The 12,209-nt window shown below is 70.5% G+C and carries 9 protein-coding genes; 1 reads left to right on the forward strand and 8 read right to left on the reverse strand.

Translation table 11 applies throughout. The features are described from left to right. Positions 1-122 precede the first annotated feature (122 nt). The 7 genes from AC07EG_RS29855 to AC07EG_RS29885 all read right to left on the reverse strand — a co-directional run bounded on the left by AC07EG_RS29855 (position 123) and on the right by AC07EG_RS29885 (position 11,054). Positions 123-1,376, reverse strand: coding sequence for a CE1 family esterase (locus AC07EG_RS29855; protein WP_478256546.1), 1,254 nt, complete (start codon positions 1,374-1,376; stop codon positions 123-125). 36 nt (positions 1,377-1,412) lie between these two features. Then, on the reverse strand, positions 1,413-4,259 hold the full coding sequence (locus tag AC07EG_RS29860; RefSeq protein ID WP_478256547.1) for a glycosyl hydrolase family 95 catalytic domain-containing protein: 2,847 nt from the start codon (positions 4,257-4,259) through the stop codon (positions 1,413-1,415). Between the two features lie 13 nt (positions 4,260-4,272). Beyond that, positions 4,273-5,700, reverse strand: a complete 1,428-nt coding sequence (locus AC07EG_RS29865) for an endo-1,4-beta-xylanase (RefSeq protein WP_478256548.1) — start codon at positions 5,698-5,700, stop codon at positions 4,273-4,275. Between the two features lie 82 nt (positions 5,701-5,782). After that, positions 5,783-6,760 carry a glycoside hydrolase family 62 protein gene (locus AC07EG_RS29870; protein WP_478256549.1) on the reverse strand — a complete coding sequence of 326 codons (978 nt, stop codon included), beginning with the start codon at positions 6,758-6,760 and terminating at the stop codon, positions 5,783-5,785. A 45-nt stretch (positions 6,761-6,805) separates the two neighbouring features. Then, a complete protein-coding gene (locus tag AC07EG_RS29875) occupies positions 6,806-8,389 on the reverse strand; it encodes a glycoside hydrolase family 43 protein (protein WP_478256550.1) in 1,584 nt (527 codons plus the stop codon). Next, positions 8,386-10,059: a glycoside hydrolase family 27 protein gene (locus tag AC07EG_RS29880; RefSeq protein WP_478256551.1), complete on the reverse strand. Its 1,674-nt coding sequence runs from the start codon at positions 10,057-10,059 to the stop codon at positions 8,386-8,388. The genes AC07EG_RS29875 and AC07EG_RS29880 overlap by 4 nt, the downstream gene beginning before the upstream one ends. Before the next feature lie 737 nt (positions 10,060-10,796). Then, on the reverse strand, positions 10,797-11,054 hold the full coding sequence (locus AC07EG_RS29885) for a hypothetical protein (RefSeq protein ID WP_478256552.1): 258 nt from the start codon (positions 11,052-11,054) through the stop codon (positions 10,797-10,799). A gap of 408 nt (positions 11,055-11,462) precedes the next feature. On the opposite strand from AC07EG_RS29885, the gene AC07EG_RS29890 reads away from it, so the two are divergent. After that, positions 11,463-11,951 (forward strand): enolase C-terminal domain-like protein, encoded by a 489-nt coding sequence (locus tag AC07EG_RS29890; RefSeq protein ID WP_478256697.1) that lies wholly within the window; start codon positions 11,463-11,465, stop codon positions 11,949-11,951. Here AC07EG_RS29890 and AC07EG_RS29895 read toward each other — a convergent pair. After that, on the reverse strand, positions 11,905-12,198 hold the full coding sequence (locus AC07EG_RS29895) for an RNA-binding protein (protein ID WP_478256553.1): 294 nt from the start codon (positions 12,196-12,198) through the stop codon (positions 11,905-11,907). The two genes, AC07EG_RS29890 and AC07EG_RS29895, sit on opposite strands and share 47 nt — an antisense overlap. Positions 12,199-12,209 lie beyond the last annotated feature (11 nt).

Consider the following 12,209-nt stretch of genomic DNA (forward strand, 5'->3'; position numbering starts at 1 on the left):
CCCCCCCCCCCCCCCCCCCCCCCCCCCCCCCCCCCCCCCCCCCCCCCCCCCCCCCCCCCCCCCCCCCCCCCCCCCCCCCCCCCCCCCCCCCCACCACCGTGGGAATACGGCCGGGTGTACTCCTAAGCGACCGTGCAGGTTGCTCCGTTCAGCGTGTACGAAGCCGGTTCAGCGGTGTTGCCGGTGTGGGTGGCCTGGAAGCCGATGCCGATCGACGCGCCCGCCGCGATGGCCGGGTTGTAGCCGACGTTCGTGGCGGTCACCTGCCCCGAGGCCGGCGAATAGCCCGCGCCCCAGCCGGAGGTGATGGTCTGCCCGCTGGGCAGGGTGAACGCCAGTGACCAGCCGTCGACCGCCGCGGTGCCGGTGTTGGTGATGGTGATCTCCGAGGTCAGGCCCGAGTTCCAGGCGTTGACGGTGTTGGTCACCTGGCAGGCCCCCGGCTGGGGGTCCGGGGTGCCACCGCCCTGGAACTGGCTGAAGAACTTCCACACCTCACCCGCCGTCCAGGTCTGCCAGCCCTCGCAACCGCAGCCGTCGATGGGAGCGGGTGTGTGACCGCCGTCGAACGCGGCCCACACCACCGGGTAGCCGGCCTTGCACCCGGAATAGGCGGTGACGAGGTGGGACCGGCTGCCCGGCGCCGGTTCGGGTGGGTTCTGCGCGGTGCAGCCGTTGTTCTTCACGAACCGGTCGCGCAGCGCCCGTCCCTGCGAGATGTTCAGCACGTTGTCGCTGAGCCCGTGGATGCCCAGGTACGCGATGGGATGGGTACCACCCGAGCACCCGCTCAGCTGCGCACCCGAGAAGACCGCGACCGCGCGGAAGACGTTCGGCCTGGCGCACGCGAGGGCGTTGCTCATCCCGCCGCCGTAGCTGAAGCCCATCGCGAAGCGCTGCGTCGTGTCGATGCACAGCGCGGCGTCGAGCTGCTTGATCATGTCGTCGGTGAAGGTCACGTCCTCACCGCCGGTGTTGGCCCAGCCGTTGCTGATGCCCTGCGGCGCGACGAAGATCGCGCTGTTGTTCGCCAGCCGCTGCTGGCCGTAGTAGGCCCAGTTCGCCCCGTCGGCGCCACCGGAGTGGACGTCGTTCGCGGTGCCGCCCCACCAGTGGTACCCGAAGATCAGCCGGTAGGGGCGGTTCCGGTCGTAACCGTTCGGCAGCCTCAGCAGGTAGTTGCGGCTCTTGCCACCGCTCTGGATCGTGTGGCTGCCGCTGTTCAGCGCCGGGGCCTTGCCGCACCCGGCGGTGGCCGCCGCCGTGCCCACCTCCTGCGGCGCCGAGGGCGTCACAGCTTGCGCGGGACTGCCCGAGGCCAGGACGAGTGCGGCCGCGATCGCGGCGGATCCCAGCCAGGGCCGGTGTTTCACCATCACAACTCCCTGTGGTTGTCCGGACTTTTCGACGTACTAGCTGCGCTGGAGCTGAAACCGCTGGTTGGCGGCCGCGGTGGCGGTCCACTGGGCGACGCGGGCGCCGTCGGCGGTCGAGGCGCCCCGCACGTCCGCGGCCAGGCCGCTCTGCCGGTTGCGCAGGCCGATCACCCCGCCGCCGTGGTCGGCCACCTGCCACTGCTGGTTCACCGCACCGGTGTCCGGCTGCTGGACGAGGTCCGCACCGCTGGCCGACCCCGTCGTCTGCAGGACCAGACCGCTGTGCCGCGCCCGGATCCGGTAGAAGCCGCCACCCGAGTCGAGGAAGTCGAACTGCTGGTTGTGCCCGCCGGTGGCCTGCCACTGGACCAGTGGTGCGCCGGCGGTGGTGGCGGCGCCGCTGATGTCCGCGAGCTTTCCGCTGTGCTGGGCGGCCAGCCGGTAGTACACCCCGGTTTCCACCACCGACTCCGCCGCCTGCCCGGTGGCCCGGTAGGTGTGCCCGGCCTGCCCGGTGAACTCGATCAGGTCGGCTTCCGGCTTCGACGGCTGGACGGCGGCGCCGGTGGTCTGGTCGACCAGTTGCCAGGTGCCGGTGAACAGGCTGCTGCGCACCCGGACGGGCCCGGTCCGGTCCGGGGTCACGGTCAGCTCACCCGGCTTGCCGCCGCTCCACCCCGCGCCGACCGTGCAGCCACCACGCCCGCGCAGGCCGGAGAACTTCCCGGACGGCCAGGCCGGTGGCAGCGCCGGCAGCACGTGCAGCTCACCGTGGTGGCTGTGCAGCAGCATTTCGGCGATGCCCGAGGTGGCACCGAAGTTGCCGTCGATCTGGAACGGCGGGTGCAGGTCGAACATATTGGGCGCCAGCCGGTCCGGGGCCACCAGCAGGCGGAGCAGGTCGTGGGCCCGGCCGCCCTCCTCCAGCCGCGCCCAGAAGTTGATCTTCCAGGCGAGCGACCAGCCGGTACCGGCGTCCCCGCGCAGTTCCAGCGTCCGGCGGGCGGCCGGGTACAGCTGGGGCGTGCCGCGCCGGGTGATCTGGTTGCTCGGGTGCAGGCCGTAGAGGTGGGAGAGGTGCCGGTGCCCCGGCTCCACCTCCACCCAGTCGTGCAGCCATTCCTGGATGTTGCCGCGCGAGCCGATCTTCATCGGCGCCAGCTTCTTCCTCGCCGCCAGCACCTGGTCGCGGAAACCGGCGTCCACCCCGAGCACGTCGGCGGCACCGGCGCAGCCGTCGAACAGGTCGCGCAGGATCTGCAGGTCCATCGTCGGCCCGGCGCACACGCTGGCGTTCGGGTGGTGGAGCGCCTCCGGCGAGTTCGACGGATTGGTGACCAGGTGCCCCGAGCCGGGATCGGTGACCAGGGTGTCGAGGAAGAACTGCGCCGCGCCCTTCATCGCCGGGTAGTTCTGCTGGAGGAACGCGGTGTCGCCGGTGAACCGGTAGTGCTCCCAGATCAGCGTGGCCAGCCAGGCGCCGCCGGTCGGCCACATGCCCCACACCGCCCCGTCGACGACCGAACTGCCGCGCCAGCCGTCGGTGTTGTGGTGGGTGACCCAGCCGCGGGCGCCGTACTGCGTGCTCGCGGTGCGGCCGCCCGTCACGGTGAGGTCGCTGATCAGGTCGAACACCGGCTCGAAGCATTCGGCGAGGTTCGTGGTGCCCGCCGGCCAGTAGTTCATCGGCAGGTTGGCGTTGAGGGTGTACTTCGAGTCCCACGCCGGGTTGAGCTGGTCGTTCCAGATGCCCTGCAGGTTCGCCGGCTGGGTGCCCGGCCGCGAGGACGAGATGAGCAGGTAGCGGCCGTACTGGAAGAGCAGCGCGGAGAACTGCGGGTCGTGGGTGGTGGCGTGCTGGGCGATCCGGACGTCGGTGGGCTGATCGGCCGCGGCGGTGCGGCCGACGTCGAGGGTGACCCGGCCGAACAACTGCTGGTAATCGGCCACGTGCCTGCTGCGCACGACGTCGTGCGCTACGCCCTTGGCCCCCTTCAGCCAGGTCCCGGCGATACCCCGGTAGTCGCCGTTGACGTTCTGGAAGTCGACGTAGCTGGTGCCGATCGAGATCAGCAGCGTCGCGCTGTTCGCGTTCGACACCCGCAGCGTGCCACCGGAACCGCTGGTGCTCCCGCCCTCGGCCACCACGGTGGCCAGCGCGAGGAACCGGACCGAGCCGGGGATCCCCCGCTGGTCACCCGAGATGCCGTCCAGGGCCAGCGTGGTGCTGTCCGGGTGGGACACCGTCACGCGCTGCGGGCTGCCGAACGCGGCCGTGAACGTCACCGAGCCGGGTACCTCGGCGGTCAGGCGCACCACGATCACCTGGTCCGGCGCGCTGGCGAACGCTTCACGCCGGTACCGCACGCCGTTCACGACGTAGGTGACGACCGTGGTGGCGGTGGTGAGGTCGAGCCACCGCTCGTACGCGGAGACCCCGTTCATGCCGGGCAGGGTCAGGGTGAGGTCGCCGACCGGCTGGTAGGCCAGCTGCCCGGCGGGGCTGCCGAGCATGGCCTGGTTGATCCGGTCCTGCGCCTGCGTCCACTGCCCGGCGAAGACCAGCTGCCGGATCTGGGCGAGTGCGCCGGCGCCCTGCGGGTTGTCGTAGTTGTGGGGGCCGCCCGCCCAGACCGTGTCCTCGTTGAGCTGCAACCGTTCCGTGCCGGTGCCGCCGAAGACCATGGCGCCGAGGTGCCCGTTGCCGATGGGCAGCGCACGCAGCCAGTCGCTGCCGGCCGGTTCGTCGTACCAGAGCGCCAGGTCACCCGCGGCCCGCACCTCGGCCGGGGCGGCCGAGCCGGTCCGGGGCAGCGCCGTCCACCCGGCGGGCACCAGTGCCGCGCCGAGCTTCATCGCCTGTCGCCGGTTCAGCTGCGGCATCCCCGTGTCCCCCTCACTGGGTGGCCCAGCGCTGGTTGGTGCCGCCGGTGCAGGTCCACAGCTGGACCGCCGCGCCGTTCGCCGTCGCGGAACCGCCGACCTCCAGGCACAGTCCGGATTGGACGTTGGTGATGCTGCCGTCGGCGTTCCGGTTCCACTGCTGGTTGGCGCCGCCGTGGCAGGTCCAGATGATCGCCGCCGTGCCGTTGGCCGTCCCGGCGCCCGACGCGTCGAGGCACCGGCGCGAATCCCCGGAGTAGACGGTCAGTTCCTTGGCCGAGGTGTGACTCCACTGCTGGTTGGCACCGTTCCAGCAGTCCCAGATCTGCGTCTGGGTGCCCGTCGCGGTGGTCTGGTTCGGCACGTCGAGGCACCGGTTCGCGCCCACCGCCCGCAGCGGACCGCCCTGGCCACCGCCGCCACCGCCGTTGAGCGCGTCGAGCACGGCCTGGTATGCCTGCTTCTTCTGGTAGTTGGTGTCGAACAGCAGCGGGGTGTCGTTGGGGCGCCAGGTGTAGCGGTCGGTGATGCCCCAGGTGGTGATGCCGGTGCAACGGGTTACGGCCAGGCAGGCCTGCGTGACCTGCCGGTACACGTTGGCCTGGCCCGAGCCGGAACCACCGACGTCCAGTTCGGTGATCTGCACGTCGACGCCGAGGTCGGAGAAGCGCCGCAGGTTCGCCTCGTAGCTGCTGAGGTTGGAGTTCGAGCCGAGGTGGCTCTGCATGCCGACGCAGTCGATCGGCACGCCGCGGTTGCGGAAGTCGACCACCATGTTGTAGATGGCGGTGCTCTTGGCGTTGATGCCGTCGGTGTTGTAGTCGTTGTAGCAGAGCTTGGCGCCCGGGTCGGCGGTGCGGGCGGCGCGGAAGGCGTCCTCGATGTACCCGTTGCCGATCCGCTGCTGGAAGATCGACTGTCGGCGGCTGCCGTTCTCCTCGAACGCCTCGTTGACCACGTCCCAGGAGTGGATCCTGCCCTTCCAGTGCCCGGCGACGCCGTTGATGTGGCCGAGCATCGCCTGGCGCAGGTCGTTGCCGTACAGGCCGCCGACCCAGCCGGGGTACTGCGTGTGCCAGACCAGGGTGTGGCCGCGCACGCTCATGCCGTGGCTGGCGGCGTAGTTGACGATCTGGTCACCGCCGCCGAAGGTGAACTGGTTGCGGTTGGGCTCGGTGGCGTCCCACTTCATCGCGTTCTCGGCCACGATGCTGTTGAACTCGCGGTTCAGCGTGGACGAGTAGGCGGCGTCACCGAGGAGGTTGGGCACGACCGCGGCGCCGAAGTAGCGGCCGCTCTGCGCCGCCGCGGCACCGAGCGTGTCCGCGGCCTGCGCGGTCCCGGCGGACAGCACGAGCGTGGACGCCGCCAGGCCGGCGGTCGCCACCGCGGCGAGGACCGACCGGAGCCGGCCGCGCCGGTGGGGGGATGAGCTGAGCATGGCAACCCTCATTTCGTCGTTGAAATCGGAGGGGGGAGCCGCCGCCCCCGGGTCTCCCAGGTGGGGGCGGCGGCCGGTCTCCTCAGCCGGGTGAGCTGGTCTGGGTGAGCAGGCCCATCCGCCAGGGCAGGTGGAGGTACTCGCCGGTCGAGCCGGGGGCCATGCCCTGGTACACGTACTGGAGCCGGCCCGGGTCGATGGTCAGCGTCTGGTCGTTGCTCGCGCGGATCAGTTCGCCGTGGCTGATGTCGTCCGTCCAGCGCCCGTCCGGGAACGTGACGTTGTTCTTCCCGGCGAACGGCCGGCTTTCCGAAGCGGCGAGCGGGGTCCAGTCCCCGGTGAGGCTGTCCGCGGTGAACGACCGGAAGTAGCGCCCGTTCGCCCCGATCGCCTCCTGGATCAGCAGGTACTGGTCCGCCCCGGCCAACTTGTACACGTTGGTCGCTTCGAACAACGCGGATCTGGTGTCCGACAACACGATCTCGGTGTTGCCGAAACCGTGGGGGAAGTCCGCCACCGTGGTCTGTGCCCGGTAGACGTGGCCGTTGTCGTCGCTGAAGAACAGGTAGCAGTTCTCGCTGTCGCAGATGACCCAGAAGTCGATCCAGAAGCCGTCACCCTTGTTCTCGGTGACGATCGGCGGTTCCTGGTCGATGAACCGGCGCGGCGCCGACCACGACCGCGGATCGGCCGGGTCGGTGCTGGTCGAGTAGGCCGGCGGGGCGGTCTGGTAGACCAGGTACCACAGGTCCTGCGGGGCGAAGTGGAACAGCTGCGGTGCCGCGCGGTAACCGGGGCCGATCGCCGACGCGGTGTCGAGATAGGTGTGCGGGGCCGCCGCGGCCTGCGACCAGTCGCCGAAGCTGAAGTGCACCAGGCCCCACCCCGACGGGCTGGCCGTGGTCGCGTAGACGATCCACTGGTCTTCGTGCCGGACCACGGTGAAGTCCTTGACAGCCAGGGCGTCCGGGTGCTGGGCGTCCGGTTTCGGCCCGGCCAGCACCCCGCTCGAGGTCCACCGGAAGGCCGTCGGCAGCGCGCCGCCGGGGTGCCCGGTCACCGGGCCCAACTCCCACTGCTGGTCGGCATCGTGCTCTTCCTTCCGCTACGGGGTGGTGAGGTCGAAGCGCTGCAGGGTCACCGCGCCGCCGAGGGCCTGGGTGGCGTGGTTGAACACGGCGAACCGGTAGCCCATGAAGAAGGTCCAGTTGTGGTTCATGGTGAACGCCGGGCCGAACGGGGTGAAGTTCACGCCGTCGGTGCTGTAGGAGAACCGCGCCTGCCTGCCCGCACCCGGCCGGATGTCGGCGTTGGCGCGCAGGAACACCCGGGTTCCGGCGAAGTCGGCGCCCGCGACCTCGGTGCCGGTGTTCGTGGTGTTCCAGTTGCCGTCCATGGTCAGGTTGTTCACCACCACCACCCGGTTCCGCCCGCCGTCGCGTTTGACGCCGATCCAGGCGGAGGAGTCGCGCAGCATGGCGAGCCCGGTGCGGTCGCCGTCCCGCATCGCCGAGAGGTCGAGGGTCACCGTCGCCGTCGAACTCGGGCCCTGGATGCGGTGGGTCAGGGTGTTGCGCGCCGAGTACAGGTCGTTGGTCACCGTGGCGGTCTGCAACCGCAGTCCGTTGCCCACCGAGTACTTCGAGGTGTCGGGGTTGTGGTTCCACTCCCACTGCGGGCCGAGCGCGGTGCCGGTGAAGGTGTCCGCGCCGATCATCGGCTTGACCGGGCGCGGGGTCAGGTTCGGGAACGGGTAGCTGGCGCCCCACCTGCCGTTCACCGTCTGCACCTTGGGCCAGCCGTCGGCGGTCCAGGTGATCGGCGCGAGCGCGGGCACGCGGCCACCGGGGTAGGCGTCGACGAAGGCCAGGTAGTACCACTGGCCGTGCTGGGTCTGCACGAGCCCGCCCTGGTGCGGCACTCCCCCGCCGGAGATCGGGCCGGGCAGGTCGAGCAGCACCTGCCCGAGCGTGTACGGGCCGAACGGGTTGTCCGCCTTGAGGATGTACTGGCCGTTCGCCGGGCGGGTCAGGAAGATGTAGTACTTCCCGTCCCGCTTGTAGAACCGCGCGCCTTCCAGGGTGCCGATGTTCGACGGGGTGGTGAACACCTGCTGCGAGCGCACTTCGCTCTTCCCGTCCGGCGACAGCTGCGCGACACTGATGTTCGTGTTGCCGTACGCGACGTACACGGTGTCGTTGTCGTCGAACAGCAGGCCCGCGTCGTAGTAGCACTTGTTGATCGTGGTGTGCCGCTGCCACGGTCCCTCCACCGCCGACGCGGTGTAGATGTGGGTGTTGGCGAAGTCGACGCAACCACCCCAGTAGAAGGTGTTGTTGCTCTTGCGGTGGTTGAACATCGACGCCCAGATCCCGCGGACGTAACCGCGGCCGCCGGTCAGGTCGTACTTGCTGCCGAAGTCCAGGCGCGGCACCGAATGACCGGCGAACTCCCAGTTCACCAGGTCGTACGACCGCAGGATCGGCGCGCCCGGCGAGTAGTGCATGGTGGACGCCGAATAGTAGTAGGCGTCGTTCACCCTGATGATGTCGATGTCCGCGAAGTCCTGCCACAGCACCGGATTGCTGTAGGTGGCTTGGGGTGCGCTCCCCGCTGGTGCCGCGTGCACCAGCCCCGCGGCGGCGACCAGTGCCACCGCCAGTGTCCACAGTCGACGACGTGACCTCACTGCTGTCCCCTTCCGGCGGGCACCCAGCGCTGGTTGGCCTGCCCGTTGCAGGTCCACAGCACCACGGCCGTGCCGTTCGCGGTGCCCGCTCCGCTGACGTCCAGGCACAGTCCCGAACCGGCGTTCGTGATGGAGCCGTTGGCGCTGGGGGTCCACTTCTGGTTGCTCTGGCCGTTGCAGGGCCAGGTGATCACCCGGGTGCCGTTGCCGGTGCCCTGGTTGTAGGCGTCGAGGCACTTGTCCCCGAAGACGCGGATCTCACCGCCCGCCCAGGTGGTCCACAGCTGGTTCGCCGCGGTGTGGCAGTCCCAGATCAGCGTGTTCGCCCCGGACGCGGTCGAGGCGTTGTCGACGTCGAGGCAGCGGCCCGAGCCTTCACCGCGCAGGCGGGCCGTCGTGTTGGCCAGTGGTGCCCCGCCGGAGACCCGGTACGCCGCCACGCCGTGCGCCGGCACGCTCGCGGTCACCTGGCCGGTGGTGCTGGACACCGCCCCGGTCCACAGGTCGGTCAGCGTGTACGGCCCGCCGGACAAGCCGAGCTGCGCGGCCGTGGTGCTGATCGTCGTGGTGCCGCCACCGCGGTTGAACAGGCCGACCGCGACCGAACCGTCCGCCAGCGGTTTGGCGAACACCTCCACGTCGCCGTCGTCCCGCACCCGCCGCCCACCGGCGCCGAGGCTGTCCTGGTTCACCGCCAGCAGCCGCGGGTTGCGCAGGATCGCGCTGACGTCGGCGGACATGGTGCGGATGTCGTTGCCCGCCATCAACGGCGCGGCCATCAGCGCCCACAACGCGAAGTGCGCCCGGGATTCGGTCAGCGTGAGCCCCGGCCTGCCGACCACCAGCATGTCCGGGTCGTTCCAGTGCCCCGGTCCGGCCTGCGCGGCCAGCGGCGCGTTGACGTCGACGACGTTGCCGACCCCCATGGGATAGCTGTTGACGTTGCCGTTCTGCCAGATGTCGAGCAGGTCCTCGGTGGTCCGCCACAGGTCGGCGACCGCGCCCCAGTCGTACTTGTCACCGGTGATGGCGTGGAAGCTGTTGGGGTTGATGCTGTAGACGATCGGGCGTCCCGTCGCCCGCACCGCGTCGCGCATGAGGGTGAACCGGGCCACCTGCTCGTCGCGCGTGCCCTCCGGTGAGCACCAGTCGTACTTGAGGTAGTCCACTCCCCACGAAGCGAAGGTGCCGGCGTCCTGGACCTCGTGCCCCTTGCTGCCGGTCGAGCCGGGATGCGTGCCGACGCGCTGGGCGCAGGTCCGTTCGGTGGGCACCTGGTAGATGCCGAACTTCAAGCCACGGCTGTGGATGTAGTCACCCAGCGCCTTCATCCCGCTCGGGAACTTCGACGGGTGGGCCCGCAGGTTTCCCTGGGCGTCGCGTTGCGGGTCGAACCAGCAGTCGTCGACCACCACGTACCGGTATCCGGCGTCGCGCATCCCCGAAGCGACCATCGCGTCGGCGGCCTGCCGGACCACCGCTTCGTTCACCCCGCAACCGAAGCTGTTCCAGCTGTTCCAGCCCAGGGGCGGGGTGAGCGCCGGACTGCCGGGGGCGGCCGCGGCCACCGGCTGGTCCGGCGCCCCGGCGTGCCCGGCGGACAGCGCGGCGGCCACCACCAGCGCGGTGGCGAACAAGCGGATCAAGCACGTGCTGGGTCGCGCGGGCATCGTTGCCCCTTCCCTCACGTAGGCGAAATCGGTGCGATCACGGGGTTTCAGCCGATCCGGAGGTGCTGCATGTGAACGCTAACATGACCGCGAGCACCGGAACAAGCCGTAATCTTCGGGATCGGAGCCGAAACTTTCGATTCATACAGTTAGCGCCAACATGCCGACACCCCAAGGAGTCCGGCACCATGATCGAACAGGGATTCTTGTCCACTTTGGATCTTCGGCCCACCCGGAAGGCGGCGCCGGCCTCGGAGGCACGTCACTTCCTGGTGGCCGATGTTTCTGACTCATCTCGGCTGGGTGGTGGCGCGTGCGACAGCATAGCGCCGGAGCTTGCCTGGCAGTCAAGGGAGAGAGGCGAGAACAGCGCGGGTTCGGCATGGATTAGTCTGATCCATCCGGCTGACGGCTTGTCGATGAGTGGCTCATATGGTGCACTGGTGGCCGCAGTCGTACGACGTCGAGCACCTCCCCCGCCTGAAGGAGACCCCGTGTTCGCGTCCTTTTCCCCCGCCCCCGGGCGCCGTCGCGGCCACCACCGTGCTCCACGCCGCGCCCACCGGCAGCGGCACCAGTTGCTCCGCCACCGAACCGTGCTCGCTGGCCGGTGCGCAGGCCGGGGTGCGAGCCAGGGCCACCACGATGCCGGGTGACCTCGTCGTGGAACTGGCGGGCGGCACCTACCGGCTTTCCGAAGCGCTGCGGCTGACCGCGGCGGACTCCGGCCACAATGGTCATCGTGTCGTGTGGCGCGCTGCCCCGTCGGCCCGTCCGGTGCTCACCGGCGCCCGCGCCGTCACCGGCTGGTCCCCCGCCGACGCCGGGAGGAACATCTGGCGGGCGAACGCCGTCACCGGGATCGATTCCCGGCAGCTGTACGTCGACGGCGCGATGGACCTGACCGCCCAGCACCGGGTCGAGGTGGAGAGCGTCAACTCGTTCACCGACCGGTATTCGCCCGTGCAGAGCACCAGCGGGAACGTCATCACCATGCGGCAACCCGCGTGGAACAACAACACCTTCGGCTACGACACGCTCACCGCCCCGCACCGGGCGGGCCCGTTCTACCTGGCCAAGGCCTACGAGTTCCTCGACTCCCCCGGCGAGTGGTACCTCAGCCCGCCGACCGGCACGCTGCACTACCGCCCGCTCGCCGGGCAGAACCCGAACGACCTCAGCGTGGAACTGCCGGTGCTGCAGTCGCTGGTGCAGGTCGGGGGCACCTACGACGCACCGGCGCACGACCTGGCCTTCAGCGGGATCACCTTCACCGGCACGCTGGGACGCCGACGGGCTGGCCGCCGTCGGCCGGGGGATCCGCGCGTCGGTCGCCAGCGGCGAGAACCTGTCCGGCCTGGAACAGTTCCGCCCGCTGCTGGCCGCGGGGGGCCGTCGACGTGGTGCAGACCAGCGCGGTCTGGGGCGTCACGCACTTCCTGCGGGTCGCCGTCCTGGCGCACGCGCACGACCTGCCGGTCAGCCCGGTCGGGAACACGCTGGTCGGCCTGGTGCACGCCGCCACCTCGGTGCCGAACCACCTGGCCGCCGAACTGCAGGACCTCCGGCCGCCCCACGGCGTGCTGGTCGACGCGCAGGTGGCAGACGGCCACTTCGTCCTCGGCGACTCGGCGGGCAACGGCCTCCGGGTCGACGAGGCCCTGATCCGCGCGCGCCAACCGGCCGGTGGTGGCCCGACCGTCCGCCCGGAGTCCGCCGGGCTCCGCCTGCTCACCGTGCCGGACGGCAGGCCGGCGGTCCACCGGCCGGGCGTCGTGCGACCGCTGCCACTCCGTCAGACGGCCAGAACAACCCACGACCGGCTGCCTACGGGGAGCCCTGGCGTCACACCGGCGGAGCCACCCCGACCGGCGGGCCGACGCGGAGGCTGAACTGCTGGTGGCGGTCGCGGTAACCGGCGACCGTTGCCGTGATCGTGGTGCCCCGGGCCGGCCAGCGCGTGTGGTCGCGGACGTCGACGCCGCCGGGCCGGTAGCTGATGGCATCGATCACCGCCGAAGTGCCTGGCGCATCCGGCAATGAGACGAACATGCCGAAGGACGCGTGTGCTTCGACCACCACCGGAACTTGCGCACCGACGGGATGACGGCGCTTGAGCTCGGCCCACTCGCTGAGCAACGGCTTCCTTC

The sequence above is a fragment of the Amycolatopsis sp. NPDC045836 genome (assembly GCF_056431745.1).